We start from the raw sequence: 26,986 nt of genomic DNA on the forward strand, positions 1-26,986 counted from the left end.
AAACGCCCGGTTACATTCCGAACCCGGAAGCTAAGCCTTACAGCGCCGATGGTACTGCAGGGGGGACCCTGTGGGAGAGTAGGACGCCGCCGAACTCCTTTTAGAGCTCTGGCTCTTGGGCATACAGCCCGAGGGCCAGAGCTTTTTTGTGTTGAGGTAGGGTCAGGGGGCATCGTAGGTACGTTTCCCACAGGAGGCCCCCGGGTGGAGGTCCAGGAGACTCGCGTCCAGACGGATCGAGTGCTCACCATCCCCAACATCCTCAGCATGGCGCGGCTCCTTGGCGTGCCGCTGTTCCTGTGGCTGATTCTCAGGCCTGAGTTCGGTGGGCCCAAGAGTGACGGCTGGGCGCTTCTGGTGCTGGCTCTGAGCGGCGTCACTGACTACCTGGATGGCAAGCTCGCGCGGCGTTGGAACCAGATCAGCAGCCTGGGCCGGCTACTCGACCCCGCGGCCGACCGGCTCTACATTCTCTCGACTTTGGTCGGCCTCACCTGGCGCGAGATTCTGCCGGTCTGGTTGACCGCTGCACTTTTGGCGCGTGAGCTGCTTCTGCTGGTGATGGTGGGCATCCTCAGACGCCATGGCTATCCGCCACCGCAGGTGAACTTCCTTGGGAAGGCTGCCACGTTCAACCTGATGTACGCCTTCCCGTTGTTGCTGCTCAGCGACGGCAGCGGGTGGATCCCGTCACTCGCTGCTATTTTCGGATGGGCGTTCGCCGGATGGGGTACAACCCTGTACTGGTGGGCAGGAGTCCTCTACGTGGTACAAGTCCGCCGCCTGGTCCGTGCGGACGCCATGGCCGATTGAACTCGCGGATTGGGGAGCCCGTAGCGCTCGATGGCCCGCGGCGGAAAAGTGCGGGACAATCTGGACGGGTGAAGTCGGCTAGACAGTCGTCTCTTCGAGGAGGACGCTTCCGACATGAAGGCCGTCGTGATGGCCGGGGGCGAAGGCACGCGCCTTCGTCCTATGACCTCAAGCATGCCCAAGCCGCTCCTGCCGGTGGCCAACCGGCCGATCATGGAGCACGTTCTGCGGCTGCTCAAAAGGCATGGGCTGAATGAAACCGTCGTGACAGTGCAGTTCCTGGCCTCCCTGGTCAAGAACTACTTCGGTGACGGTGAAGAGCTCGGAATGGAGCTCAGCTATGCCAATGAGGAGAAGCCACTCGGTACCGCCGGAAGCGTCAAGAACGCCGAAGAGGCGTTGAAGGACGATGCTTTCCTCGTCATCTCCGGCGATGCCCTGACCGACTTCGACCTCACCGAGCTGATCAATTTCCACAAGGAAAAGGGATCGCTCGTCACGGTCTGTCTGACGCGTGTGCCCAATCCGCTCGAATTCGGCATCACGATCGTCGACGAGGAAGGCAAGGTCGAACGCTTCCTCGAGAAGCCGACCTGGGGTCAGGTTTTCTCGGACACGGTGAACACCGGCATCTACGTCATGGAGCCCGAGGTCTTCGACTATGTCGAGGCCGACGTCCCCGTGGACTGGTCCGGCGACGTCTTCCCGCAGCTCATGAAGGAAGGCAAGCCCATCTATGGCTATATCGCCGAAGGGTACTGGGAGGACGTCGGCACCCACGAGAGCTATGTGAAGGCGCAGGCCGACGTCCTGGAGGGCAAGGTCGACGTCGAGCTCGACGGCTTCGAGATCTCCCCGGGCGTCTGGGTGGCCGAAGGCGCCGAGGTGCATCCTGATGCCGTTCTCCGTGGGCCCCTGTATATCGGGGACTATGCCAAGGTCGAGGCCGGTGTGGAAATCCGTGAACACACTGTCGTCGGCTCGAACGTGGTCGTGAAGAGCGGAGCCTTTCTTCACAGGGCTGTCGTGCACGACAACGTGTACATCGGGCAGCACAGCAATCTGCGCGGCTGCGTCGTCGGGAAGAACACCGACATCATGCGTGCGGCTCGGATCGAGGACGGCGCGGTCATCGGGGACGAGTGCCTGATCGGTGAAGAATCGATCGTCCAGGGCAATGTGCGCGTCTATCCGTTCAAGACCATCGAGGCCGGCGCCTTTGTCAACACCTCGGTGATCTGGGAGTCCAGGGGTCAGGCGCATCTGTTCGGTGCCCGTGGCGTCTCCGGAATCCTGAACGTGGAGATCACGCCCGAGCTTGCCGTGCGACTCGCCGGCGCGTATGCGACGACCCTGAAAAAGGGTTCCACCGTCACCACGGCTCGCGACCACTCCCGCGGTGCCCGTGCGCTCAAGCGGGCGGTCATCTCGGCGCTGCAGGCCAGCGCCATCGACGTACGGGACCTGGAAAACGTACCGCTGCCCGTGGCACGGCAGCAGACTGCGCGGGGCAGTGCCGGCGGGATCATGATCCGTACGACGCCCGGGGTGCCGGATTCCGTGGACATCATGTTCTTCGACGGGCGGGGTGCCGATCTGTCGCAGGCCAGTCAGCGGAAGCTGGACAGGGTTTTCGCGCGGCAGGAGTACCGGCGTGCGTTTCCCGGAGAGATCGGGGATCTGCATTTTCCGGCCAGTGTCTTCGACTCGTACACCGGGTCGTTGCTGCGGAACGTCGATACGACGGGGATTTCGGAGTCGGGGCTCAAGGTCGTCGTCGATGCGTCGAACGGCAGCGCGGGGCTCGTGCTGCCCAGCCTGCTGGGCAAGCTCGGTGTGGACTCGCTGACGATCAACCCCGGTCTCGACGAGTCGAGGCCCACGGAGTCGGCGGATACGCGCCGGTCGGGGTTGGTGCGGCTGGGAGAGATCGTGGCGTCCGCGCGGGCCGCGTTCGGGGTGCGGTTCGACCCGGTCGGTGAGCGGCTCTCGCTGGTGGACGAGAAGGGGCGGATCGTCGAGGACGACCGGGCTCTGCTTGTCATGCTCGACCTGGTGGCCGCGGAGCGGCGGAGCGGGCGTGTGGCGCTGCCGGTGACCACGACGAGGATCGCCGAGCAGGTGGCGGCCTACCACGGGACGCAGGTGGAATGGACGACGACCTCGCCGGACGACCTGACCCGGGTCGGTCGTGACGACACGACGATCTTCGGCGGCGACGGCAGGGGCGGGTTCATCGTCCCCGAGTTCAGCAGTGTCTTCGACGGTACGGCGGCCTTCGTGCGGCTGATCGGGCTGGTGGCGCGGACGCAGCTCACGCTCAGCCAGATCGACGCTCGGATTCCTCGGGCCCATGTCATCAAGCGAGATCTTGCGACTCCCTGGGCCGTCAAGGGACTGGTGATGCGCCGGGTCGTTGAGGAGGCCGGAGATCGCTTTGTCGACACGACTGATGGTGTGCGGGTCGTGGAGACGGACGGGCGCTGGGTGATGGTGCTGCCCGACCCGGCCGAGGCGGTCACCCATCTGTGGGCGGAGGGCCCGGACGACGCCTCCGCGCAGGCGCTGCTCGACGAATGGGCGGCGGTCGTGGACAGCGCCGGCCGCTGAAGCACGGACCACGCGCGCGTGCCGGACAGGCCTCCCCAGGGGGCCTGTCCGGCACGCCGGTGGGGCCATTCGGAGGTATCGGCGGCGACGTGCGACGATGTGCGGCATGCCGCAGCAGCCCCCCGTTCGGAGCACACCTACGCGCCCCGCGCGCCCGGACGCGTCCATGTCGCTGCTCACCAACGTCATGGATCACAGCCTCGACGACGGTTACGCCGAGGCAGCCGCGCGCAAGAAGGCCGCGGGCGACGGAGGGCTGCCCAAGACGCTCAGGGCGAAGCTGGGGCTCGCTGCCGGTCTGGTGCTCGCGGCGCTCGTGGTGACCGTGGGGGCGGCTCAGGCACGGGTCGCGGCGCCTGTCGTGGCCAAGGAGCGCGAGGAGCTGATCGACCGCATCGACCGTGAGACCTCGGCGGCGGACCAGCTGGAGGAGACCGTCGACAAGCTCCGCGACGACGTCAGCGCCCGGCAGCGTGAAGCGCTGAAGTCGACCGGTGACAGCGACCAGGGGGAGCTCGTGGGCATCCTGGCGGGCGCTGTCGAGGTGCACGGGCCCGGCGTGAAGCTGATCGTCAACGACGCCAAGGAGACCGTCTCGGGGGGCGACGGCGACCCGCGCTCGACGTCCGGGTTCTCCGACACCGGCCGGGTGCGCGACCGTGACATGCAGCGTGTGGTCAACGGGCTGTGGGAGTCGGGCGCCGAGGCCATTTCGATCAACGGGCAGCGGTTGACGGCCCTGTCGGCGATCAGGGCCGCGGGAGACGCGATACTGGTCGACAACAAGCCGCTGGTTCCGCCGTACACGGTGCTCGCGGTGGGGGATGGCGAGCGGTTGAGCACCAGGTTCCAGGACAGCGCCGACGGCCTGTATCTGCACGCCCTGCAGGAGAACTTCGGGATCCGGACCGGCATTTCCGTGCAGGGCGACCTACGGCTGCCCGCCGCCCCGAGTGTGACCGTACGTACAGCACAGCCGAATACCGAGAACACCGAGAAGGGCACATCGTGATCGCCGTACTGGGCCTCGTCGTGGGCGTCGTGGCCGGCCTGTTGGTCCGGCCTGAGGTTCCGGCGGTCGTCGAGCCGTATCTGCCGATCGCCGTCGTGGCGGCCCTCGACGCCGTCTTCGGAGGTCTGCGGGCCATGCTCGACGGCATTTTCGACGACAAGGTCTTCGTCGTGTCGTTCCTGTCCAACGTGGTCGTCGCCGCGCTGATCGTGTTCCTGGGTGACAAGTTGGGCGTGGGCGCCCAGCTGTCCACCGGTGTGGTCGTCGTGCTCGGCATCCGTATCTTCTCCAACGCCGCGGCCATTCGCCGGCACGTGTTCCGGGCGTGAGGCCGATGAGCAACCAGGACCAGGCGCCGGAGAACAGGCTGCGCAAGGAGCTGCCCGAGGAGATGCCGCCGGGCGCAGCCGAGGCCGTGGACAACGCCTCGCAGGACGCGGACGGCACCGAGGGGCCGACGACCGACCTGACCGGTCGGCAGCGGTTGGTGAAGGGGCTGTGGCCGCCGCGGGTCAGTCGGGCCCAACTCATCGTCGCCGTCCTGCTGTTCGGCCTCGGCTTCGGCCTGGCCGTCCAGGTCGCGTCGAACAGTGAGGGTGACGGTGCCCTGCGCGGCGCACGTCAGGAAGATCTCGTGCGCATCCTCGATGAACTGGATGACCGTACTCAGCGTCTTGAGGACGAGAAGCAAGGTCTCGAGAAGCAGCGCGACGAACTGGAGAACAGTTCGAACCAGGCCGAGGAGGCCCGCAAGCAGACCGTCGAGAAGGAGAGGCAACTCGGCATTCTGGCGGGCACGGTGGCGGCTCAGGGACCCGGCATCACGATGACCATCGACGACACGAAGGGGACGGTCGAGGCGGACATGCTGCTCGACGCGATCCAGGAGCTGCGCGCGGCCGGCGCGGAAGCGATCCAAGTGAACGGCGTACGCGTCGTCGCCGGCACCTATCTGACGGACGCCGGTAACAGCGTTGGCGTGGACGGGAACAAGATCAACGCTCCCTATCGTTTCAAAGTCATCGGCAAGTCGCAGGACCTCGAACCAGCCCTCAACATCCCTGGCGGCGTGGTTCAGACTCTCGAGAAGGAGCAGGCCACCGTGACCATCGAGCGGTCGGACAAGATCGTCGTGGACGCCTTGCGAGCGGCGAAGCGGCCTGACTACGCTCGGTCGTCCTCCCAGTGAACCGACGGTGCATGGGGGACGTCAGGCGAGGGCATGAGCTTGCGGGGGGTCGGCGCACCGAATGGGTGGTGCGTGGTGGAAACTGTCTGGTGGAGACGGACGTTGTGAAGATGTCCGGGTCGGCCAAGGAGTGCAGTCAGGGTTCGTCCTGCCCCACGGGCGGGTCTGTTTCAGTCAAGGGGAATCGCCCGTGAAGTTGTTTGCGAAGTTGTTCGGCAAGAGCGCGCGAGAGGGGAGCGACAACGCGACCGCTCGGCACCGCGCACAGGGGGACGATGAGGGCCAGCGCCCCCTGTTCAGGGACCAGGTACCTGGGCCGGGTGGTGACATTTCCGGTGGTCAGGGCGCGCCGTCAGTTGACCCTGGCCAGTCCGGCGACATAGGTTTCGGGCAACCGTCAACCTCAAGTACGGGTGGAGGGTTTTCCCCGATGTCGGCCCTGGTGTGTACGAGGTGCGGTAACCGCAACGCGGAGAACAGCCGCTTCTGTTCCAACTGCGGCGCCCCGCTGCGGCCGGGTGCGACGCCCGAGCGTCCGTCCGAGACGACCTCCACGATCTCCATCTCCGGTCTTGAGGCCTACGACTCCGAGACCACCGGTCAGACGGCGATCCCGGCGCTGTCTCCGGAGGCGCAGGCTGCCGTCGACGCGCTGCCGCTGGGCTCCGCGCTCCTGGTGGTGCGCCGCGGGCCGAACTCGGGCAGCCGGTTCCTGCTGGACGGCGATCTGACCACGGCCGGTCGGCACCCGCAGAGCGACATCTTCCTGGACGACGTGACGGTCTCACGTCGGCACGTGGAGTTCCGTCGCGCTCAGGACGGCTCGTTCACGGTGGCCGACGTCGGCAGCCTGAACGGCACGTACGTCAATCGCGAGCGGATCGACCAGGTCGCTCTGAACAACGGTGACGAGGTGCAGATCGGCAAGTACCGGCTGGTCTTCTACGCGAGCCAGCGGGGCTACTGACCCTCCCCCGGAGCCCGTCCGGGGAGACCCAGGGAAGGTCCATGCTGAAAACACCGAGCGGCGGTGCCGGGCACGGCATCGCCGCCACGGACGGTCGGCTGATGAGCATCGGCACGGTGCTGAACGCGCTGCGCGACGAGTTCCCTGACATCACCATCTCCAAGATCCGCTTCCTGGAGTCGGAGGGTCTCGTCGAGCCGCAGCGGACCCCCTCGGGGTATCGCAAGTTCAGCGCGCAGGACGTCGAGCGGCTCGGCCACGTCCTGCGGATGCAGCGGGACCACTATCTGCCCCTCAAGGTGATCCGCGAGCACCTGGACGCCATGGAACGCGGTGAGGCCGCACCGCTGCCGACCGTGTGCCGGCAGCGCGATGGAGAAACGGTCCTGGAGCCCGTCGAGGCGCCCACCTCGGCCCGGATCGGGCGGGCCGAGCTGCTCGTCGCCGCCGAGATCGGTGAGCAGGAGCTCGCGGAATGGGAGTCGTACGGCCTGATCGCCCCGTTGCCCGACGGGGCGTACGACGCCGAGGCGGTCACTGTGGCCTCGCTCGTCGTCGAGCTGGGGCGTTTCGGCATCGAGCCACGGCATCTGCGGGTGATGAAGGCCGCCGCAGATCGTGAGGCCGGGCTCGTGGACCAGGTCGTGGCGCCCCTGCGGAGGCACCGCAATCCGCAGACCAGGGCTCATGCCGAGGCGCGCACGAAGGAACTGGCGGGGCTTGCCGTGAAGCTGCACGCCGCACTGGTGCAGACCGCTCTCGGGGTGCGGCTGCCCTGAGCCGGGCAGGGGTGGGGAGCCCGGATCGGCCACCCGTTCTCGGCCCGACTACCCAAACGTCCCGAGCACGGCCTAGGGTTGCTGTGTGAACGAGCTCGATGTCGTAGGTGTCCGGGTCGAGATGCCCTCCAACCAACCGATCGTGCTCCTGCGTGAAGTGGGAGGCGACCGCTACCTCCCCATCTGGATCGGGCCGGGGGAGGCGACGGCGATCGCCTTCGCCCAGCAGGGCATGGCCCCCGCGCGACCGCTGACCCACGACCTGTTCAAGGACGTGCTGGAGGCCGTCGGCCAGGAGCTCACCGAAGTACGCATCACGGATCTGCGTGAGGGCGTCTTCTACGCCGAGCTGGTCTTCGCCAGCGGCGTCGAGGTGAGTGCCCGCCCCTCCGATGCCATAGCGCTGGCCCTGCGCACCGGAACGCCGATCTACGGCAGCGACGGCGTGCTCGACGACGCGGGCATCGCGATTCCGGACGAGCAGGAGGACGAGGTGGAGAAGTTCCGCGAGTTCCTCGACCAGATCTCGCCCGAGGACTTCGGCACCAGCAGTCAGTGAGGCGGCGTCGGCGGCCCGGCGGACTCGCGGTCCGTGGTGGTGCGGCCCACAGTCCGTTACGGCTCAAATGCCGGCATTTGCCAGCGGCGAGGAAGAGCGTCCTGCGGCCTGCTCCGAGCGCATTCGGCTAGCCTTTCCCCGCGGTGGGGCACGGGAAACCACTCCTAGGGTGATTATCACTCGGCGTGCCGAGTGTGGCGATCGTTGACGCACCCCTGGTGACTGCCTACCGTCGAGAAGGCAGGTCAAGGACGGAGGTCGGCGTGAGAAGCAGCGGCGACGGTACGGCTGGGGGTGCCCCCGGACGCAGTCTCGGGGCGAGCGGCCCGTACCCGCTTCACAGCAGCCCGCTTCAGGGCAGCGCGGCCGATCACGCTCCGCAGCGACCGACGGCCGTGCCGAGCAGCGGCGGAGGGGCGGCGTCCATGGCGACCGAGCAGATCGGCTATCGCGGTCCGACGGCCTGTGCGGCCGCGGGCATCACATACCGGCAACTGGACTACTGGGCGCGCACCGGCCTTGTCGAGCCCAGCGTGCGGCCCGCTCATGGGTCGGGGACGCAGCGGCTCTACAGCTTCCGGGATGTCGTCGTCCTGAAGATCGTCAAGCGGTTCCTGGACACCGGTGTGTCGCTGCAGAACATCCGTACCACCGTCCAGCATCTGCGGGAGCGCGGCTTTCGGGATCTCGAGCGCCTGACGCTGATGAGCGACGGCGCGACGGTCTACGAGTGCAGCTCCCCGGACGAGGTGCACGCGCTGCTCCAGGGTGGGCAGGGGGTCTTCGGGATCGCCGTGGGCGTGGTGTGGCGGGACGTCGAGAGTGCCTTGTCCCAGCTGCACGGGGAGCGGATCGACACCGGGGAGACGCTGGTCGGGCACAATCCGGCGGACGAGCTGGCGCGGCGGCGCAACCGGGCGGTCTGAGCGGTCTTCGCCGGTGCACCTGCGTGGTGGTGCGGCGGGATTGCCGGGTGGGGTCGATCGATCGGCCCGAGGCGCCGTATCAGGCCGTTGCAGCAGGGCATTGTCAGTGGCGTGAGGCAGCATCGGAGATGTGAGGAACGCGCCTACGATCCTGCATCTCGACATGGATGCCTTCTACGCCTCGGTGGAGCAGGCATCCAAGCCGAGCCTGCGCGGGAAAGCCGTGATCGTGGGCGGGCTCGGGCCGCGGGGGGTCGTCGCCACCGCGTCCTATGAGGCTCGGGTGTTCGGGGTGCACTCGGCGATGCCCATGGGGCAGGCGCGTCGGCTGGCGCCTAATGCCGCGTATCTCGTGCCGCGCTTCGGGATCTACCGCGACATCAGCGAGCAGGTGATGGGCCTGCTGCGGGAGCTGTCGCCGCTGGTGGAGCCGCTGAGCCTGGACGAGGCGTTCGTGGACCTGGAGGCCGGTGGAGTGGCCTGGGACGAGGCTTCCGCGCGGCTGGTGGGGGTGAAGCTGCGCGCAGACATACGAGCCGTCACCGGGCTCGCGGGGTCGGTGGGCCTGGCCGCGTCCAAGATGCTGGCGAAGATCGCCTCGGAGGAGGCCAAGCCCGACGGGCTGGTGGTGATCGAGCCGGGGACGGAGCGGGCGTTGCTCGCGCCGATGTCGGTGCGGACCTTGCCGGGGGTGGGGCCGGCGACCGGGGATCATCTGCGGCGGGCCGGGATCCACACGGTCGACGAGATCGCCGAGGCGGGCGAGGACGAGCTCGTGCGGCTGCTGGGCAAGGCCCATGGGCATGCCCTGTACGCCATGGCGCTGGCGCTCGACGAGCGGCCCGTGGTGGCCGAGCGGGAGGCCAAGTCGGTGTCCGTCGAGGACACGTACGACGTGGACATCCATGACCGGGTCCGGGTGGGGCTCGAGGTGCAGCGGCTGGCCGATCGTTGTGTGCGGCGGTTGCGGGGGGCCGGGTTGTCCGGGCGGACCATCGTGCTGAAGGTACGGCGGTACGACTTCTCGACGCTGACCCGGTCCGAGACGTTGCGGGGGCCGACGGACGATCCGGGTGTGGTGCGGGAGGCCGCGCTGCGGCTGCTGGATTCCGTGGACACGACGGGTGGGGTGCGGCTGCTGGGGGTCGGGGTCAGCGGGCTGGCCGACTACACGCAGGAGGATCTGTTCGCGCAGGTGGCGGGGGAGCGGGTCGAGCACGGCGAGGAGGGCGACCACGAGGAGCCACTGGCGGAGCGGGAGGCTGCGCTGCCTGTGGAGCGGCGGTGGGTTGCGGGTCACGATGTGCGGCACGTCGAGTACGGGCATGGGTGGGTGCAAGGGAGTGGGCTGGGGCGGGTGACGGTGCGGTTCGAGACGCCTGAGTCGTCGGAGCCGGGGCGGGTGCGGACGTTTCGGGTTGACGATCCGGGGCTGGAGTCGGCGGAGCCGTTGCCGTTGGTGCGGGGGAGAGCTGGGGTGCCTGAGGGAGATGGGGGAGATGCGGGAGGTGGGGGAACTGGGGCTGGTGGGGTTTTAGAGGTGCAGGTCGGTCACCTGGGGCGGGAGCGGGGTGGCGGGGGTATGGGGGAGGCGCCGCCTGTGGTGCCTGGGTAGGGCGTGGGCGGGCGGAACCGGACGTGCGGTTGGTTCCTGGGCGCCGGCCGACGGGCGTTGCGGTTGCAGCCAGGGGTGGGTCGCTCGCCCGCGCTCGCGGGGTGCCGCTGCGCCCACCCGTGCCGCCCCCGCGGCACGACTGCCACAGCCAGGTGGGTCGTCGGTCGGTCGTCGGCTGTCGCGTGGGCGCCGCCGCGGGCGTTGCGGTGCGATGGGGTGCGGCTGGGCAACGGAACGCGGCCGCGCGGAGGTGGCAGGTGGCAGGTGGCGGGTCAGCTGCGGGCGGGCCGGCGGTGGGCGTGACTGTGTGTGCTGGGGGATGTGCGGCGGAGGGGGGCGTCTTCAGGAGTGAGGGTGGGATGTGCGGGGGCCGTTGTCGTCCGGGGTTTCTGTGGTCGCCAGGTTGCCGAAGTCTCGGTCAGGGGGTGGGGGAGGGGCGGTTACGTCGAGGCCGTAGTGGTGGTAGAGCTGCAGTTCCTGTTCGGGGGAGAGGTGGCGGCCCACGCCGAAGTCGGGAGCGTCCTTGATGAGGGCGCGGTCGAAGGGGACGTGGAGGCTGCCCTCGACCAGATCGCTGGGCTCCAGGGGCACGAAGGCGTCCCGGGAGAACAGGCCGGTGCGTATCGCCGCCCATTCCGGCACTCCGGTCGCGTCGTCGAGATAGACCTCGTCGATGGTGCCGATCTTGGTGCCGTTGCGGTCGAAGGCCTTGCGGCCGATCAGATTGCGCGGATCGATGTCGGTCTGCACGGGCCCTCCACTTGGTCGCAACTCATCCGTAAGCACTACGAAAAGGCACATTGGTGAGCCCGGCCACTCGAAGGACCGTGCGTTGACCCCGCTGGTAGTCTGGCTAGCGGCTGCTGACCCCGTGCGGGAGAGTCCTCCGGGAACCATCCGGAGGCGCCGAAGGAGCAAATCCTCCCCGGAATCTCTCAGGCACACGTACCGCACGGACGAGGTCACTCTGGAAAGCAGGGCGGGTGTCGATGGCCTCCGCTCTCACCGACGGTGAAAACCGGGCACCTTGTGGTGACCCGGTGAAGCTCTCAGGTTGAGATGACAGAGGGGGAGGCCGTCCGGGTACCCGCGCCGTGGTGCCCCTCGAAGGTCGTGTCAGACCAGGAGGCCTCCGCAATGACCGCCCATCGCATTCCGCTCTCAGAGCTCGAGCAGGGTATTCCCTTCGAGCAGCGTCACATCGGTCCTGATCATGAGGCTCGGGCCAAGATGCTCGCCCAGGTCGGGTACGGCTCGCTCGACGAGCTCACCGCCGCGGCGGTGCCGGATGTGATCAAGAACGCCGACTCCCTCGAACTGCCGGGGGCGCGTACCGAGGCCGAGGTGCTCGCCGAGCTGCGGTCGCTCGCCGATCGCAACCAGGTGCTGGACTCGATGATCGGGCTCGGGTACTACGGGACCTTCACGCCGCCCGTCATCCTGCGCAATGTCATGGAGAACCCGGCTTGGTACACGGCCTACACGCCGTATCAGCCCGAGATCTCGCAGGGGCGGCTCGAGGCCCTGCTGAACTTCCAGACCATGGTCGCCGACCTCACCGGGCTGCCGACCTCCGGTGCCTCGCTGCTGGACGAGGGGACCGCGGCGGCCGAGGCCATGGCCCTGTCGCTGCGGATGGGCAAGAACAAGAAGGGGCTGTTCCTGGTCGACGCGGATGTACTTCCGCAGACCATCGCCGTGATCGAGACCCGTGCCGAGCCCACCGGCGTGGAGATCGTGGTCGCCGACCTCAGCGACGGCATTCCGGCCGAGATCGCCGGGCGGGAGATCAACGGCGTTCTGGTGCAGTACCCGGGCGCCTCCGGCGTCGTACGGGACATCAAGCCCGTCATCGAGCAGGCCCATGAGCTCGGCGCCCTCGTCACCGTCGCCGCCGATCTGCTCGCGCTCACGCTGCTGAAGTCCCCCGGTGAGCTCGGGGCGGACATCGCGGTCGGGACGACGCAGCGGTTCGGTGTGCCGATGGGCTTCGGCGGGCCGCACGCCGGCTACATGGCCGTACACGAGAAGTTCGCGCGCAGCCTGCCCGGGCGGCTCGTGGGCGTGTCCGTGGATGTCGACGGCAACAGGGCGTACCGGCTGGCTCTCCAGACGCGTGAGCAGCACATTCGCCGGGAGAAGGCGACCAGCAACATCTGTACGGCTCAGGTGCTGCTCGCCGTGATGGCTGGGATGTACGCCGTGTACCACGGCCCCGACGGGCTGCGCGGCATCGCCCGGCGCACTCACCGGTACGCCGCCATCCTCGCCGCGGGCCTCACGGCCGGTGGGGTCGAGGTCGTGCACGGTTCCTACTTCGACACGCTGACCGTGCGGGTGCCTGCGAAGGCCGCCGAAGTTGTCGCCGCCGCCCGGCAGAACGGCGTCAACCTGCGCCTCGTCGACGCCGACCATGTGTCCCTCGCCTGCGACGAGACCACCACGCGGGCCCAACTGGGCGCCGTATGGACGGCGTTCGGGGTCGAGGGTGACGTCGAGGCGCTGGACGAGGGGGCCGAGGACGTACTTCCGGGCGGGCTGCTGCGCAGCGACGAGGTCCTCACGCACCCCGTCTTCCACCAGCACCGTTCCGAGACCGCGATGCTGCGCTACCTGCGCAGGCTCGCCGACCGCGACTACGCGCTCGACCGCGGCATGATCCCGCTGGGCTCCTGCACCATGAAGCTCAACGCGACGACCGAGATGGAGCCGGTCACCTGGCCGGAGTTCGGGCAGCTGCACCCCTTCGCGCCCGCCGAGCAGGCGCAGGGCTATCTGACGCTCATCCGCGAGTTGGAGGAACGTCTCGCCGAGGTCACCGGCTACGACAAGGTGTCGCTGCAGCCCAACGCCGGGTCGCAGGGTGAGCTGGCCGGGCTGCTCGCGGTACGCGGGTACCACCGGGCCAACGGGGACGAGCAGCGGACCGTCTGTCTGATTCCGTCGTCCGCCCATGGGACCAACGCCGCCAGCGCCGTCATGGCCGGTATGAAGGTCGTCGTCGTGAAGACCGCCGACGACGGTGAGATCGACGTCGAGGATCTGCGGGCGAAGATCGAGAAGCACCGGGACGAGTTGTCGGTGCTGATGATCACGTACCCGTCGACGCACGGGGTGTTCGAGGAGCACGTCGCCGACATCTGCGCTCAGGTGCACGAGGCCGGCGGGCAGGTGTACGTCGACGGCGCCAACCTCAACGCCCTTGTGGGGCTTGCCAAGCCGGGCCACTTCGGTGGCGACGTCTCGCATCTCAACCTGCACAAGACCTTCTGCATTCCGCACGGCGGTGGCGGTCCGGGCGTCGGGCCGGTCGGTGTACGTGCGCACCTGGCGCCGTATCTGCCGAACCACCCGCTGCAGCCCGCGGCGGGGCCGGAGACGGGCGTCGGCCCGATCTCGGCCGCGCCCTGGGGTTCCGCCGGGATCCTGCCGATCTCGTGGTCCTACGTACGGCTCATGGGCGGCGAGGGGCTCAAGCGGGCCACGCAGGTGGCGGTGCTGTCCGCCAACTACATCGCCAAGCGGCTGGAGCCGCACTTCCCGGTGCTCTACACCGGGCCGGGCGGGCTCGTCGCGCACGAGTGCATCATCGACCTGCGGCCGCTGACCAAGGCGACCGGGGTGAGCGTCGACGACGTGGCCAAGCGGCTCATCGACTACGGCTTCCACGCGCCGACGATGTCGTTCCCGGTGGCCGGAACGCTGATGATCGAGCCGACCGAGTCCGAGGACCTGAACGAACTCGACCGGTTCTGCGAGACGATGATCGCCATTCGTGCGGAGATCGAGAAGGTCGGGTCGGGTGAGTGGCCCGCGGACGACAACCCGCTGCGGAACGCTCCGCACACCGCCGGTGCGCTGGGCGGTGAGTGGGAGCACGCGTACAGCCGCGAGGAGGCCGTGTTCCCGGCCGGGGTGTCGGCCGCCGACAAGTACTGGCCGCCGGTGCGCCGGATCGACCAGGCCTTCGGCGACCGGAACCTGGTGTGCTCCTGCCCGCCGATGGACGCGTACGAGGGCTGACGCACCGGCCCAGGTGATCGAGGGCTCCGCTCCGGCCGTGTTCGGTCGGGCGGAGCCCTCGTGCGTCACGCGGTCGTCAGTGCCACCTCGGTCGCCTTGACCAGCGCGACGACGGGCATTCCGGGGGCCAGGGCAAGGTCGTTGGTGGCGTCCCTGGTGATGGCCGCTGTCAGCACACCGCCCTCCACGGCGATCTTCACCGAGGCCATCGCGCCGCCGGTGGCGATGCCGGTGACCGTGCCGGGGAGTTGGTTGCGGATGGACAGCCCGCTGATCGGTGCGGTGGAGAGGGAGATCTCCGTCGCCTTCACCAGGGCGGTCACGCCGGTCCCCTCGGCCAGGCCGAGGTCCTCGACGGCGTCCAGGGTGATCGCCGCGGTGAGGTCCTGACCGGCGTCGAGGCGGACCTTGACGGTGGCCATGACCTCGCCGGGGGTGATGGCGGTGATCGTGCCGGGGAGTTGGTTGCGGATGCTCAGACTCATGGAGGGACGCCTCGCAGACGGTGGGAGCGGGAGGGGGAGTGGGTGGGGATTTGTAAGGGTTTGCGGACTCCGGCCCCTAACGTAGCGACGTCGACTGTCCGGTTACGTGCGGTCGATGTGGACGTTCGTCGACTTCACGCGGGCGGTGGCCTCCATGCCGACCTCCAGGCCCAGTTCCTCGACCGCCTCGCGGGTCAGGAGGGAGACCAGTCGGTGCGGGCCGGCCTGGATCTCCACCTGTGCCGCGACGTCGCCGAGTTTGATCGCGGTGACGATGCCGGGGAAGGCGTTGCGGGCCGAGGTGTAGGAGGTCTCCTCCTCGTCGCTGCCGGACCTGGCGAGTTCGACGGAGAACGCGGCGAGGTCCTTGCCGTCGATGAGTCGCCGTCCGGTGTCGTCGCGGTGGGTCGCGACGCGGCCGGCGTCCGCCCAGCGGCGCGCGGTGTCGGGGCTCACGCCGAGCAGCCGCGCCGCCTGGCCGATCGTGTAGGACTGCATGCCGGTCACGATAGGGGTCGGACGGGGAACTCGAGGCAGGGGGTTGGCCGTTGGGTATAACGCGATATAGCGTTAGTGGGGTCGGTCGGGTTCGAACGGGGTGAGGGCATGGCGGCTGAGCTGTCGCGCACGGGGCTGCGGGCCTCGGACGCGGACCGGGACCGTGCGGTGGACGTGCTGAACGCCGCGGCGGGGGACGGCCGGCTGACCATGGAGGAGCTGGACGAGCGGGTGACCGCCGCTCTCTTTGCCCGCACGGTGGGCGAGTTGGCCGAGCTGACGGTGGATCTGCCGACGGCGCCGGGCGGTGTCGAGGTCAAGGACGTCGTCCGGATCGAGCAACAGGGCGGTTCGGCCGTGCGGGGCGGGGGCTGGGTGGTGCCCCGGCGGCTGGAGATCGAGTCGTCCTGGGGCGATGTGACCCTCGACTTCACGCAGGCGGTGATGGCCGACGGGACGCTGCGGATCGACCTGGACATGCGCGGCGGCACACTGAGGCTGGTCACGCGGCCCGGCGTGGTGGTGGACACCGACTCCTTGGCGATCGAGTACGCCAAGGTCAAGACCCGTCCGGCCGGTGATGCCGGTGCACCGGTCGTGCTGCGGATCGAGATCGCCGGGCAAATGCAGTACGGCCGGATAGTGGTCCGTCCTCCGCGGCGCACGCCGTTCAGAACATCCCCGACGCCCTGAGCACCGCCTGCGCCGTGGCGTCGTCGATCTGGTGGCCCAACCGCTCGACCACGTCCGTGCCTTCGAGGAGCGTCCCGCGTTCGAGCGAGCGGCGCACCCCGGTGTCCAACTCGTGCCAGAGCAGCGGGTTGGCGACGAGGATCCGTGGGTCCAGATCCAGGCGGCAGCCGTCCGTGTCGCGCAGCGTCAGCAGAGCGGAGACGCGGCCGTGCTGTCGTACGGCCACCAGCGCGTCCGTACGCACCGACTGCCGTCGTACGAGGCCACGCACCGTCAGCCAGCCCGGGCCCGCGGTCACCCGCTGGGGGAACAGGATCGTGAAGAGCAGGGCGGTCAGGGCCAGCCACAGCAGGGCACGCGACGGTGTCAGTGTCTCCCCGTCCAGGTCGACCAGCAGGGTCATGCCGAGGAAGGCCAGGGTGCAGCCCACGGCGAACCGGGCGCTGCCACGCCAGTGGCGGTCGCCGGTCGGCACCGGGCGAGGTCCGCTTCCCTGCACAGTGCAGACGGTAGGGCTCCGGGGCGCAGGAAAGACCGCCGCTGTCGGTGCTCTGACGGCTTACGGCGCAACCTTGACGCGATCCTGATGCCCGCGGCCGTTTCAGCCGGTGTGCACCCGGGGCCGGCGGTCACGGTCGGGCTCCGCCTCGCGCAGCACCTCGCGCGTGACCGGGGCGACCTCGCCCTGGCCGAAGAGGAAGAAGCGCAGGAAGTTGGCGAAGGGGGTGCCCTCGGTCCACTCGAAGTAGATGTGGGGGATGCAGCCCGTCGTGTCGCGGACGTGGAGGAGCAGCGCGGCCAGGGCGTTGGGGATGGAGGAGGACTCAAGGGTGAGGACGCGGTAGCGGTTGTGCAGGACCTCGCCGCGCACGGTCACGCCCGCCTCGAACTCGGACGGGTCGGTGACCGTCACCTCGACGAACACGAAGTCCTCCTGGACGGGGACGTCGTTGTCGGTGCGGATCTGCTCGATCTTGTCGCGGTACTCGGCCTTGTCGCGCCGGTCGGGTTCATTGGCGATGAACCGGATCTTGCGGCTGGCTATGTCCCGGACGAAACGTTCCGCCATGTCGTCCAGCGTCACGCTGGTCACGCGCAGCTCGAAGGCGCGCATCAGCCGCGAGAGCAGGGAGACGAGGATGATGCCGGCGATGAAGCAGGCGCCGATCTTCACGCCGTCGGGGCGCTCGATGACGTTCACGACGGTCGTGTACAGGAACACCGCGGAGATGACCGCGAAGCCGATGGTCCAGTTGCGCTGACCGGCCTTGCGGGCCGCGATGGTCACGGCGATCGCGGCGGAGCTGATGAGTACCAGCACGCCGGTGGCGTAGGCACCGCCCTGGGCGTCGACGTCGGCGTCGAAGATCCAGGTGACGAGGAAGGCGACCAGGGTGAAGACGATGACCATCGGGCGCACCGCCCGAGCCCAGTGCGGGGCCATGCCGTAGCGGGGCAGATAGCGCGGCATCAGGTTGAGCAGGCCGGCCATGGCGGAGGCGCCGGCGAACCAGAGGATGGCGATCGTCGAGACGTCGTAGACCGTGCCGAAGGCGCCACCCAGGTACTCGTGGGCGAGGAACGCGAGCGCGCGGCCGTTGGCCTGGCCGCCCGGTTCGAACTCCTTCTCCGGGATCAGCAAGGTGGTGATGAAGCTCGTCGTGATGAGGAAGCAGCTCATGATCAGGGCGGCGGTGGTGAGCAGCTTCTTCGTGTCCCGGATACGCCCCTTGGGGTTCTCCTCGGTCTCGCCCGGGTCGCCCTTGACGTGCGGCATCACGGCGACGCCGGTCTCGAAGCCGGACAGGCCGAGCGCGAGCTTGGGGAAGACGATCAGGGCCACGCCGATCATGACGAAGACGTTGCCGTGCTCGGCTGTGAGGGCGCTGGACCAGTCGGTGATCACGTGCCCCTCGGTGATGACGTGGTACAGGCCGGCGGCCACGACGACCGCGTTCAGCGCGAGGTAGATGCCGACCAGGGCGACGGCGACGCCGATCGCCTCCAGGAAGCCCTTGAGGAACACCGCGCCGAGCAGGGCCACGAGGATGAGGGTGATCAGCAGCTGCTTGTCGTGCAGGGCGCTGTTCAGGTGCGGGTTCTCGACCAGGTGGGTCGAGGCGTCGGCCGCCGACAGGGTGATGGTGATCAGGAAGTCGGTGGCGGCGAAGCCCAGCAGGGTCAGGACGAACAGCTTGCCCTTCCAGAAGGTCAGCAGCCGCTCCAGCATGGCGATCGAGCCCTGGCCGTGCGGGCTTTCCTCGGCCACCCGCCGGTAGACGGGCAGGGCGCCCGCGAGCGTGACGATCACGAGCACGATCGTGGCAATGGGGGAGAGCAGGCCCGCCGCGAGGGCCGCGATGCCGGGCTGGTAGCCAAGGGTGGAGAAGTAGTCGACGCCGGTGAGGCACATGACGCGGTACCAGGGCTGGCCCTGGTGCTCCAGCTTGGACTGGGTCCGCTGTTCCTGGCTGCCATGGCCCTTGCCCATGTCGGCCAGGCCCTCCAGCATCCAGGCGCGCATGCGACTGGACGGAGGGTGCTTGGTCGAGGCCATCGGCGTGCTCCTGAAATGCGGGACGGCGTGGGATTCCGGCCATCACGCGGACGGCGGCACCAGCGTATGCGGAGAGTGACGTACAGGCCCACGGATCAAGGGGGGCATGGGCGTCAAGCTTCCGTTAAGACTGGCCTGGTCGGCGGTGGGTGCACATCAGGATGTGAGCTCTGGGACGCGTTCAACAGGGGTGGGGCTGTAGGGGAGGCGCGCGACGGCAGGGAAGGGCGGACACTCAGCGTCATCATCGTCCGGCGTGATCGATGGGCGTGTGACCTTCACGCGCTGAGCCGGCCCCGAACCACCGGGCTGCCCACCGCGAAGTGGACGTACTCGCCCACCAGGCGGAAACCGCCGGTCCACGCGAGAAGACGGCTGCCGCGGTTGAGCACCGAGCAGTTCCAGCTGGGCACCCGGCCGCGCGCGACGATGTCCGCGCTCAGGGCGTTGACGCAGGCCACACCGAGGCGATGGCGGCGATGGTCCGGCGCGGTGAAGACCCCGACATCCTCGTACCGGCTGCCCCGGAAGTATGTGCAGGCGACGGCCAGGATCCGCCCCTTGCGGCCCACCGCCGCCCAGGCGTGCCCTGAGGAGGCCAGGCCCAGCGGTCCGCCCCAGCTGGCCGAGATCCACACCGCGTCGGGGCCCAGGGCGGCCAGCGCGTTGGTGTCGGCCGGTTCCAGGCGGCGCACGGCCACCCCGAGCGGCACCCTGGCGGACTGGGGCTCCGCCTGCAAGGTCCAGATCATCCGGTCCCAGGGCGTGAGCCGCTCGAAGGCGGCACCCAGCGCGGGCAGGAAGCGGTCCGGGGCGTCGATGCGGGTGCCGGCCAAGGGCGCGAGGATCTCCGGAGTCAGGCCTCCGGGGAGCCGCGCAGGACGACGTAGCCGGCGCACGACGCGGCGACCGCCCGCGGCTGGACGGGCCGGTCGGCCCACCAGCGGCCGATGCCGGTCGCCATCATGTGCTCGCCGATGGCGGCGGGGCCCGGGGTGCCGGTCGGGAACCAGCGAGTGAGGGTGGGGACGTGATGAGGGGCGAGCTCGATCAACAGGGGCTCCAATCCAGCCCGTCCGGCGTTTGAGGACGAGCCCGTTCAGGGCGAAGGCGGGGGGCTGGGGGGCGAAGCCCCCGGGTGGGGTGGCGGCGACGCCGGGCTCGAGGGCAGGGGCGGTTCGGTTCCCTACCCCCGAGCCCGGCCGCCGGAGGCATCAGCGCTGACCGGCCTTGCTGCCGTGGTTGGCCTTCTTCTTGCGACGGGTCTTCTTCTTGCGGGCGCGCTTCGACACGCGGGTCAACTCCTTTTCCGTGGAACGAAGTTCAAGTGGTACGGCCGACGAGGAGGTCGGCGAGCCTGTTGAGGCGCTTCACCGTGCGGTCCTCCGAAGCGGCCGGGGCAGGCTCGACACGCTCGCCTCGGTCGTAGTAGGCGCCGTTGACGATCTCGACCGCCGGGTCGCACAGCCGGACCACGTGCTCCGCGCCCTCGGCCGGGGTGACGCCCTCGTGGGCGTACAGGGGGAGCAGTGCCGTGTCACAGACGCCCGGGTGGATCGAGACCGCGGTGACGCGCGGGTCGGCCGCGAACACCGTCAGGGCCAGCTGGGACTGGGCGTACGCGGCGAGCCGCGAGTAGCGACGGGCCCGGTTGGGGTCGGACCACTGGATGGACGCTGTGCGGTGCAGCGAGGACGACACGTTGACCACCCGCCCGCCCGGGTCGCTGGTGAGCGCCGCCTCCAGCAGGCAGGTCAGCAGGTAGTGGGCGAGGAAGTTGACCTGGAAGGCGATCTCGTTGCCGTCGGCGGTGACGGTGTGTCGCTCGGGAGCGGCCATGGCCGCGTTGTTGACGAGGACGTCCAGGTGCGGGTGCTCGGAGACCACCTTGTGGGCGAGGGTCTCGACCTCGTCCAGGCGGGTGAAGTCGGCAGCGAAGGTGCACAGTTGGTCGGCGTTGACGCCTGCGGTGGCGATCAGGCTGTCGGCGGCGGCGCGCGCGTCCTCGGCGGTACGGCCGTGAAGCAGCACGGTGGCACCGCGCTCGGCCAGTCGGCGGGCGGTCTCGTAGCCGATGCCCGAAGTGGCGCCGGTGACGAGGACGGTACGGGAGGAAAGGGTGGAGCCGGACATGATCCAATCCATGGGTACGGCACGCCACGCAACCCCCGGTGAGGGGGCGGTGCACGTGCGGGATGAAGGGAAGCCCGAGGGGCGCCGGACGGATTCACGGCACCCCTCGGGTCACGGAAAACGCGTCAGCGGGACGACGGCGGCGTTTCCGGGCAGCGCGGCGCACGACGGAGCGGCCGAGCGGGACTCGGCGGCTCGTCGAAAAGGAGCAATGCGCTGTTCACAGTGCCCATGGAAGCCGTTCCGCCCGCCCCGGACAAGGCGAAGTGCGGTTCTCTGACGGGCTTCTGACGTGCGCGTACGTGTCCTTGACAGACGCGGGGCCAGGACACCGGGCGGGCTCAGCCGAGACCGGGCACCGCGGAGATCAGCAGGTCGATGAGCTTGATGCCGAGGAAGGGCAGCACCAGCCCGCCGAGGCCGTACAGGAGCAGGTTACGGCGCAGCAGGTCGTGCGCCGACGACGGGGTGTAGCGGACGCCGCGCAGGGCGAGCGGGATCAGCGCGACGATGATCAGGGCGTTGAAGATGATCGCCGAGGTGATCGCCGAGGTCGGGCTGTGCAGGCCCATGATGTTGAGCGCGTCCAGGCCCGGGTAGGCGCTCGTGAACATCGCCGGGATGATCGCGAAGTACTTGGCCACGTCGTTCGTGATCGAGAACGTGGTCAACGCGCCCCTGGTGATGAGGAGTTGCTTGCCGATCTCGACGATGTCGATGAGCTTGGTCGGGTTGGAGTCGAGGTCGATCATGTTGCCGGCCTCCTTGGCGGCCGACGTACCGGTGTTCATCGCCACGCCGACGTCGGCCTGGGCGAGCGCGGGCGCGTCGTTGGTGCCGTCGCCGGTCATCGCGACCAGTTTGCCGCCGGCCTGTTCCCGCTGGATGAGCGCGAGCTTGTCCTCGGGAGTCGCCTCGGCCAGGTAGTCGTCCACGCCCGCCTCCTGAGCGATGGCCCTGGCGGTGAGCGGGTTGTCGCCGGTGATCATCACCGTGCGGATGCCCATGCGGCGCAGCTCGGCGAAGCGTTCGCGGATTCCGTCCTTGACGACGTCCTTGAGCTGGATCAGACCGAGGACGCGCGGGCCGTTCCAGTCGTGCACGGCCACCAGCAGCGGAGTGCCGCCCGAGGCCGCGACCGAGTCGGCGTAGTGCCGTGCCTCGGGCGGGACTTCGCCGCCGTACATCCGCACCCAGTCGATCACCTGTTGGGCGGCGCCCTTGCGGATGGCGCACACGGCACCGTTGCCCCAGCTCAGGTCGACGCCGCTCATCCGGGTCCGCGCGCTGAACGCCACCCAGCGGGTGTTCGCCAACTCGCCCTCGGCGGGCTCGCGAAGACCGTAGCGGTTCTTGGCGAGGACGACGACGGAGCGCCCCTCGGGTGTCTCGTCGGCGAGCGAGGAGAGCTGGGCGGCGTCCGCGAGTTGCCGTTCGTCGATGCCGGGCAGCGGGACGAAGGCGGCGGCTTCGCGGTTGCCGAGGGTGATGGTGCCGGTCTTGTCGAGCAGCAGGGTGCCCACGTCGCCGGCCGCCTCGACCGCCCGGCCGGACATGGCCAGGACGTTGCGCTGCACCAGCCGGTCCATGCCCGCGATGCCGATCGCCGACAGCAGGGCGCCGATCGTGGTCGGGATCAGCGTGACCAGCAGGGCCACCAGCACGGTCGTCGACTGGGCGGCGTCCGCGTACGCGGCCATCGGCTGCAAGGTCACCACGACCAGGAGGAAGATGATCGTCAGAGACGCCAGCAGGATGTTCAGTGCTATCTCGTTCGGCGTCTTCTGCCGGTTGGCGCCCTCGACCAGGGCGATCATCCGGTCCAGGAAGGTGTGGCCGGGACGGGCGCTGACCCGCACGACGATCCGGTCGGACAGAACGGTCGTACCGCCGGTGACGCCGGTGCGGTCGCCGCCCGACTCGCGGATGACGGGTGCGGACTCGCCGGTGACCGCGGACTCGTCGACCGCCGCCACGCCGTCGATGACGTCGCCGTCCGCCGGGATCATCTCGCCCGCCTCGACCAGCACGACGTCCAGCGGCTTGAGGTCGGTCGCGGCCACGGCCTCCGAGCGGGCGGTGCGCGCATTCGTGGCCCAGCGCCAGTCCAGCAGACGCAGCGCCACCGTGTCCGTGCGCGCCCTGCGCAGCGACTCGGCCTGCGCCTTGCCGCGGCCCTCGGCGACGGCCTCGGCAAGGTTGGCGAAGATCACCGTCAGCCACAGCCAGGCGCTGATGACCCAGGTGAAGGCGGCGGGGTGGATCAGCGCCGACAGCGTGGTGAGGGCGGCCCCGACGGACACCACGAACAGCACCGGGTTGCGCACCAGGACACGGGGGTGCAGTTTGCGCAGGGCGTCGGGAAAGGACCGTACGAGCTGGGCGGGTTCGAAGAGTCCGCCCGGGGCACGCCGTCGGGCACTCGGTCTTGCTCCGGGCCTTGGGGCGCGCTGGGGGCTGGACGGCGGGGCCTGCTCGGGAGCGGCGGGAAACATGGAAACCTTCGTGGCTCGTCGACGACAGGGCAGCGGCCGCCGAAGCCGTGCGGGACCGGGGCCCCGGCCCCGCACGGCGGGCGCACGGACGTCGGCGGTGAGGCAGTGGTACGCCGTGCGCCGGTGCGTGCCCTCGACACGCACCTCGCCACCTCGGCCGGTTCCGGACGGCGGTCCGGTCCCGTGAGGCCACTGGTACCCGTGGCCTTCTCGGCGGCCGACAGGGAAATGTAGTCGCGCTCCGTGCCCGGACGACCCTGTTCAGCGAGGAATTTGCGGATCTCATACGGCCAGGTCAGCTGTCGCGTCAGGGCTTCGTCAAAGTCACCTGAGTGCACGTCAGAAGCCCGTCAACGAGAGCTGTTCACGGGTGGGAGGGGTCGCAGACTGAGCGGCACGGGGACGGGCGACCGTCCGTGGCGTGATGTGGGAAAGGCCGTGACGGCCCTTACCGGCAGACCTCGAACGGAGGGTGCCGCTCAGCCACGGCGAGAGGGGGTCGCCCCTGCCGGGGGCAGCCCCGGGCCGCGGTCTCGTGGGGGAACACGACCGAAGGGCCCGGGGCAGGCCCACCGGGCCCGGGTCGTGGCCGTGCGGGCCGCTCCGCGCCGTCGCCACCGGGCCACCGTGCCCGCGCGACCGCGCCTTCTGCGCACGGCCACGGCCCTGCTCGCCATCGCCCCGGCGGCGCCGCTGCTCCCCATCGGCCTCGCCGCCCCCCGGCACGTGGGACTCGGCCGCCGATCACGAGATCCCGCCCTTGCGGTGCACCACCGCCGCCAGCGGCACAGCCACAGCGGTCGTACGGCGATCAGGGTCCCGGCCGCCGCCGGCGCGTACAGCGGCCAGGCGCGGTCGGACTCGGACGACGCCCGTACCTGGGCGGGCAGAGCGAGGCCGATCAAGGAGAACACCACGCTCTCCAGCAGGAACCTCACCGTTGTGCCGTCCGTCCCCTTGAGGGCTCCGAGCGAAGCCACCCTGGCTTCGAGCCGACCGGACTTCCCGGCACACCGCCTTCACCCTGTCGGCCCCCGCCTTGTCAAGACGGTGTCAACGTCCTCGTGGGAGGCGCCAGGGATGCGTCAAGATGCCTGACCGGGGGCGCGCGGAGCGGTTCGCTGAGACCTGATGAACGAAGTACCGCGCGGACGGCTGAAGGTCTATCTCGGGGCGGCCCCGGGGGTGGGCAAGACGTACCGCATGCTCGATGAGGGGCGGCGCCGGGCCGGCCGCGGGGCCGATGTGGTGGTGGCGTTCGCCGAGTGCCACGGACGGGTCCGTACCGAGGCCATGCTCGACGGCTTGGAGGTCGTGCCGCGCGCCCGGTGCCACTACCGGGGCGGCCAGTTCGAGGAGATGGACCTGGCGGCCGTCCTCGACCGACACCCACAGGTCGCCATCGTGGACGAGTTCGCCCACAGCAACATCCCCGGCGGCGGGCGCAACGGCAAGCGATGGCAGGACATCGAGGAGCTGCTCGCCGCGGGCATCGATGTCATCACGGCCGTCAACGTGCAGCATCTGGAGTCCCTCAAGGACGTGGTCGAGAAGATCACCGGGGTGCCGCAGCACGAGACGGTGCCCGACGAGGTCGTACGCAGGGCCCGCCAGGTCGAACTCGTCGACATCCCGCCCGAAGGGCTGCGCCGCCGTATGGCGCACGGCAACATCTACGCGCCCGAGAAGATCGACGCGGCCCTCGCCAACTACTTCCGGCCCGGAAACCTCACCGCGCTGCGGCAGTTGGCGCTGCTGTGGGTGGCGGACCGGGTCGACGAGGCGCTCAACTCCTACCGCGCGGAGCACGCGATCGGCGGGGTGTGGGAGACCCGGGAACGGGTCGTGGTCGCGCTGACCGGCGGCCCGGAGGGCGACACGATCATCCGCCGGGCCGCCCGGATCGCCGCCCGGTCGGCCGGTGGGGACCTGCTCGCCGTGCACGTGACCCGCAGCGACGGCCTGGCCACCGGTGCCTCGCACGCCTCGCTCGCCCGCCAGCGCCGGCTGGTGGAGGACCTCGGCGGCAGCTACCACCAGGTGGTCGGCGACGACGTCGCGACCGCGCTCGTGGAGTTCGCCCGCGCCGAGAACGCCACCCAGCTCGTCCTCGGGGCCAGCAGGCGCGGACGCCTGGAACGGTTCGTGACGGGGCTCGGCACGGGGGAGACCGTCGTCGCGCTCTCCGGCGACATCGACGTCCACCGGGTCACCCACGAGCGGGCCGGCAGCGGCACGTTGCTGCCGTCCCGTCGCCGCACGCTCTCGAAGTCCCGCCTGATCGCGGGACCGGTTGCCGGACTCGTGCTGCCGGTGCTGCTCACCCTCGTCCTCGCACAGATGCGCGGCACCCTCAACCTGACCAGCGAGGCCCTGCTTTTCCTGCTCGCCGTGGTGGGCGTGGCCTGCATAGGTGGCGTGGCCTCCGCGGTGATCGCCTCCGTCACCGCGTCGCTGCTGCTCAACTACTGGTTCATCCCGCCCATAGGGGCATTCACCCTCGACAACGCCGACGCCCTGTTGGCGCTGGCCGTGTTCGTGGTGGTCGCCGCCACGGTGGCCGCCGTCGTCGACCGCTCCCTACGTCTGTCCCGCAGAGCCGCTCGGGCCACCGCCGAGGCGGAGACCATGTCCTCCCTCGCGGGCAGCATCGTGCGCGGCGGTCAGACCATCCCGGCTCTGCTGGAACGCACCCGGGAGACCTTCGGCATGGAGTCGGCGGAACTGGTCGACGAGCCACCCGATGCGGGCGGTGTCACCACGGTGCCGGCGGGGCCGGGCGCGTACCTGGCGCTGCGCGGGCGTGATTTGTCGTCGTCCGAGCGGCGCGTGCTGGCGGCCTTCGCCGCGCATGTCGGGTCGGCGGTCGAGAGGGCGCGGCTCGCCGAGGCCGCCGCCGAGGTCGAGCCGGTGAAGGCCGCAGACCGGATGCGTACGGCGCTGCTGCGGGCCGTCGGCCACGACCTGCGGACTCCGCTCGCCGCGGGCTGGGCCGCAGTGACGTCTCTGCGCAGCCGGGACGTCGTGTTCTCCGCCGAGGACCGGGACGAACTGCTCGCCACCGCCGACGAGTCCATGGCCAAGCTGAACCGTCTGGTGGAGAACCTGCTCGACCTCAGCCGCCTGGAGGCGGGCGTGCTGAAGCTGAACCTCAGGCCGACCGCGCTGGAGGAGGTCCTTCCGGCGGCGTTGGTGGACACGCCCGATGTCGAGGTCGGGAATGTGGAGGAGGTCCCCGCCGTGCTGGTCGATCCGCCGCTGCTCGAGCGGGTGATCGCCAACCTGGTCGCGAACGCCGCGCGGCACAGCCCGCCCGACGCCAAGGTCCTGGTGACGGCGAGCGTCCTGGCCGGACGGGCCGAACTCCGTGTCGTCGACCGCGGGCCCGGTCTTCCGTCGACAGGCCGGGACCGTCTCTTCGAGCCGTTCCAGCGGCTGGGCGACACGGACAACAACACCGGGCTCGGGCTTGGGCTCGCCCTGGCCCGCGGCCTCACCGAGGCGATGAGCGGCACGATCGGTCCCGAGGAGACACCGGGAGGCGGCCTGACGATGGTGGTGTCGCTGCCACTGGCGGAACCGGCTGCGCACACCGAGCAGGGGAGGGCCGGGGCGAGCGGCGTTGCATGAAC

The 26,986-nt window shown here is 69.6% G+C and carries 22 protein-coding genes, 1 rRNA gene and 1 riboswitch; of the genes, 14 read left to right on the forward strand and 9 right to left on the reverse strand.

Annotation, left to right across the window (positions count from 1 at the left end):
• From rrf to ACWGDB_RS31885, 11 genes are all read left to right on the forward strand, one after another.
• Positions 1 to 95 (forward strand): 5S ribosomal RNA (gene rrf / locus ACWGDB_RS31835); the annotation flags it as partial.
• A 109-nt stretch (positions 96 to 204) separates the two neighbouring features.
• Positions 205 to 813 (forward strand): CDP-alcohol phosphatidyltransferase family protein, encoded by a 609-nt coding sequence (locus tag ACWGDB_RS31840; RefSeq protein ID WP_383616935.1) that lies wholly within the window; start codon positions 205 to 207, stop codon positions 811 to 813.
• 114 nt (positions 814 to 927) lie between these two features.
• The gene (locus ACWGDB_RS31845) at positions 928 to 3,423 is read left to right on the forward strand and encodes a sugar phosphate nucleotidyltransferase (protein ID WP_453825607.1); all 2,496 of its coding nucleotides are present in this window, start codon (positions 928 to 930) and stop codon (positions 3,421 to 3,423) included.
• A 106-nt stretch (positions 3,424 to 3,529) separates the two neighbouring features.
• On the forward strand, positions 3,530 to 4,435 hold the full coding sequence (locus tag ACWGDB_RS31850; RefSeq protein WP_453825608.1) for a DUF881 domain-containing protein: 906 nt from the start codon (positions 3,530 to 3,532) through the stop codon (positions 4,433 to 4,435).
• Entirely contained in the window at positions 4,432 to 4,764 is a 333-nt protein-coding gene (locus tag ACWGDB_RS31855; RefSeq protein WP_003988855.1) for a small basic family protein, read from the forward strand. Before ACWGDB_RS31850 ends, ACWGDB_RS31855 begins: the two co-directional genes overlap by 4 nt.
• 5 nt (positions 4,765 to 4,769) lie before the next feature.
• Positions 4,770 to 5,624, forward strand: a complete 855-nt coding sequence (locus tag ACWGDB_RS31860) for a DUF881 domain-containing protein (protein ID WP_453825609.1) — start codon at positions 4,770 to 4,772, stop codon at positions 5,622 to 5,624.
• Positions 5,625 to 5,685: 61 nt separating this feature from the next.
• On the forward strand, positions 5,686 to 6,591 hold the full coding sequence (locus ACWGDB_RS31865; RefSeq protein WP_453825610.1) for an FHA domain-containing protein: 906 nt from the start codon (positions 5,686 to 5,688) through the stop codon (positions 6,589 to 6,591).
• Positions 6,592 to 6,632: 41 nt separating this feature from the next.
• A complete protein-coding gene (gene ftsR, locus ACWGDB_RS31870; protein WP_453825611.1) occupies positions 6,633 to 7,370 on the forward strand; it encodes a transcriptional regulator FtsR in 738 nt (245 codons plus the stop codon).
• Between the two features lie 85 nt (positions 7,371 to 7,455).
• Entirely contained in the window at positions 7,456 to 7,929 is a 474-nt protein-coding gene (locus ACWGDB_RS31875; RefSeq protein ID WP_004002801.1) for a bifunctional nuclease family protein, read from the forward strand.
• Between the two features lie 263 nt (positions 7,930 to 8,192).
• Positions 8,193 to 8,855, forward strand: a complete 663-nt coding sequence (locus ACWGDB_RS31880; RefSeq protein ID WP_383616950.1) for a MerR family transcriptional regulator — start codon at positions 8,193 to 8,195, stop codon at positions 8,853 to 8,855.
• Between the two features lie 130 nt (positions 8,856 to 8,985).
• Complete coding sequence (locus ACWGDB_RS31885; RefSeq protein WP_453825612.1) at positions 8,986 to 10,470, forward strand: DNA polymerase IV; 1,485 nt, start codon at positions 8,986 to 8,988, stop codon at positions 10,468 to 10,470.
• 342 nt (positions 10,471 to 10,812) lie between these two features.
• Here the strand turns inward: ACWGDB_RS31885 and ACWGDB_RS31890 are convergent, their stop codons facing one another.
• On the reverse strand, positions 10,813 to 11,220 hold the full coding sequence (locus tag ACWGDB_RS31890; RefSeq protein ID WP_328882999.1) for a PRC-barrel domain-containing protein: 408 nt from the start codon (positions 11,218 to 11,220) through the stop codon (positions 10,813 to 10,815).
• A 114-nt stretch (positions 11,221 to 11,334) separates the two neighbouring features.
• Positions 11,335 to 11,431: riboswitch (glycine riboswitch) on the forward strand.
• A 176-nt stretch (positions 11,432 to 11,607) separates the two neighbouring features.
• On the opposite strand from ACWGDB_RS31890, the gene gcvP reads away from it, so the two are divergent.
• Entirely contained in the window at positions 11,608 to 14,493 is a 2,886-nt protein-coding gene (gene gcvP / locus ACWGDB_RS31895) for an aminomethyl-transferring glycine dehydrogenase (RefSeq protein WP_453825613.1), read from the forward strand.
• A 65-nt stretch (positions 14,494 to 14,558) separates the two neighbouring features.
• On the opposite strand, the gene ACWGDB_RS31900 is transcribed toward gcvP, so the two are convergent.
• Both ACWGDB_RS31900 and ACWGDB_RS31905 read right to left on the reverse strand, forming a co-directional pair.
• A complete protein-coding gene (locus ACWGDB_RS31900) occupies positions 14,559 to 14,978 on the reverse strand; it encodes a TOBE domain-containing protein (protein WP_453825614.1) in 420 nt (139 codons plus the stop codon).
• A gap of 102 nt (positions 14,979 to 15,080) precedes the next feature.
• Positions 15,081 to 15,476 carry a TOBE domain-containing protein gene (locus ACWGDB_RS31905; protein ID WP_369269756.1) on the reverse strand — a complete coding sequence of 132 codons (396 nt, stop codon included), beginning with the start codon at positions 15,474 to 15,476 and terminating at the stop codon, positions 15,081 to 15,083.
• 108 nt (positions 15,477 to 15,584) lie between these two features.
• Between ACWGDB_RS31905 and ACWGDB_RS31910 the strand changes: the two genes are divergently transcribed.
• The gene (locus tag ACWGDB_RS31910) at positions 15,585 to 16,169 is read left to right on the forward strand and encodes a DUF1707 SHOCT-like domain-containing protein (protein WP_453825615.1); all 585 of its coding nucleotides are present in this window, start codon (positions 15,585 to 15,587) and stop codon (positions 16,167 to 16,169) included.
• Here the strand turns inward: ACWGDB_RS31910 and ACWGDB_RS31915 are convergent.
• The 6 genes from ACWGDB_RS31915 to kdpB all read right to left on the reverse strand — a co-directional run bounded on the left by ACWGDB_RS31915 (position 16,147) and on the right by kdpB (position 23,354).
• Positions 16,147 to 16,668, reverse strand: a complete 522-nt coding sequence (locus ACWGDB_RS31915; RefSeq protein ID WP_453825616.1) for a hypothetical protein — start codon at positions 16,666 to 16,668, stop codon at positions 16,147 to 16,149. The genes ACWGDB_RS31910 and ACWGDB_RS31915 overlap by 23 nt on opposite strands.
• A gap of 102 nt (positions 16,669 to 16,770) precedes the next feature.
• Positions 16,771 to 18,726 carry an amino acid transporter gene (locus ACWGDB_RS31920; protein ID WP_453825617.1) on the reverse strand — a complete coding sequence of 652 codons (1,956 nt, stop codon included), beginning with the start codon at positions 18,724 to 18,726 and terminating at the stop codon, positions 16,771 to 16,773.
• Positions 18,727 to 19,004: 278 nt separating this feature from the next.
• Complete coding sequence (locus ACWGDB_RS31925; protein ID WP_453825618.1) at positions 19,005 to 19,562, reverse strand: GNAT family N-acetyltransferase; 558 nt, start codon at positions 19,560 to 19,562, stop codon at positions 19,005 to 19,007.
• Between the two features lie 20 nt (positions 19,563 to 19,582).
• Positions 19,583 to 19,780 (reverse strand): hypothetical protein, encoded by a 198-nt coding sequence (locus ACWGDB_RS31930; RefSeq protein ID WP_453825619.1) that lies wholly within the window; start codon positions 19,778 to 19,780, stop codon positions 19,583 to 19,585.
• 269 nt (positions 19,781 to 20,049) lie between these two features.
• A complete protein-coding gene (locus tag ACWGDB_RS31935; protein ID WP_453825620.1) occupies positions 20,050 to 20,859 on the reverse strand; it encodes an SDR family NAD(P)-dependent oxidoreductase in 810 nt (269 codons plus the stop codon).
• A 341-nt stretch (positions 20,860 to 21,200) separates the two neighbouring features.
• On the reverse strand, positions 21,201 to 23,354 hold the full coding sequence (gene kdpB / locus ACWGDB_RS31940) for a potassium-transporting ATPase subunit KdpB (RefSeq protein WP_453825621.1): 2,154 nt from the start codon (positions 23,352 to 23,354) through the stop codon (positions 21,201 to 21,203).
• A 1,131-nt stretch (positions 23,355 to 24,485) separates the two neighbouring features.
• On the opposite strand from kdpB, the gene ACWGDB_RS31945 reads away from it, so the two are divergent.
• Positions 24,486 to 26,984: an ATP-binding protein gene (locus ACWGDB_RS31945; protein WP_453825622.1), complete on the forward strand. Its 2,499-nt coding sequence runs from the start codon at positions 24,486 to 24,488 to the stop codon at positions 26,982 to 26,984.
• Positions 26,985 to 26,986 lie beyond the last annotated feature (2 nt).

The sequence above is a fragment of the Streptomyces sp. NPDC055013 genome, from assembly GCF_053608645.1.

Bases quoted from the DNA above. Each gene is read 5' to 3' on its own strand.
- ACWGDB_RS31845 (WP_453825607.1), top strand. From the start codon at position 928: ATGAAGGCCGTCGTGATGGCCGGGGGCGAAGGCACGCGCCTTCGTCCT.
- ACWGDB_RS31850 (WP_453825608.1), top strand. From the start codon at position 3,530: ATGCCGCAGCAGCCCCCCGTTCGGAGCACACCTACGCGCCCCGCGCGC.
- ACWGDB_RS31860 (WP_453825609.1), top strand. From the start codon at position 4,770: ATGAGCAACCAGGACCAGGCGCCGGAGAACAGGCTGCGCAAGGAGCTG.
- ACWGDB_RS31865 (WP_453825610.1), top strand. From the start codon at position 5,686: ATGGGTGGTGCGTGGTGGAAACTGTCTGGTGGAGACGGACGTTGTGAA.
- ftsR (WP_453825611.1), top strand. From the start codon at position 6,633: ATGCTGAAAACACCGAGCGGCGGTGCCGGGCACGGCATCGCCGCCACG.
- gcvP (WP_453825613.1), top strand. From the start codon at position 11,608: ATGACCGCCCATCGCATTCCGCTCTCAGAGCTCGAGCAGGGTATTCCC.
- ACWGDB_RS31900 (WP_453825614.1), bottom strand. From the start codon at position 14,978: ATGAGTCTGAGCATCCGCAACCAACTCCCCGGCACGATCACCGCCATC.
- ACWGDB_RS31905 (WP_369269756.1), bottom strand. From the start codon at position 15,476: ATGCAGTCCTACACGATCGGCCAGGCGGCGCGGCTGCTCGGCGTGAGC.
- ACWGDB_RS31910 (WP_453825615.1), top strand. From the start codon at position 15,585: ATGGCGGCTGAGCTGTCGCGCACGGGGCTGCGGGCCTCGGACGCGGAC.
- ACWGDB_RS31920 (WP_453825617.1), bottom strand. From the start codon at position 18,726: ATGGCCTCGACCAAGCACCCTCCGTCCAGTCGCATGCGCGCCTGGATG.
- ACWGDB_RS31935 (WP_453825620.1), bottom strand. From the start codon at position 20,859: ATGTCCGGCTCCACCCTTTCCTCCCGTACCGTCCTCGTCACCGGCGCC.
- kdpB (WP_453825621.1), bottom strand. From the start codon at position 23,354: ATGTTTCCCGCCGCTCCCGAGCAGGCCCCGCCGTCCAGCCCCCAGCGC.
- ACWGDB_RS31945 (WP_453825622.1), top strand. From the start codon at position 24,486: ATGAACGAAGTACCGCGCGGACGGCTGAAGGTCTATCTCGGGGCGGCC.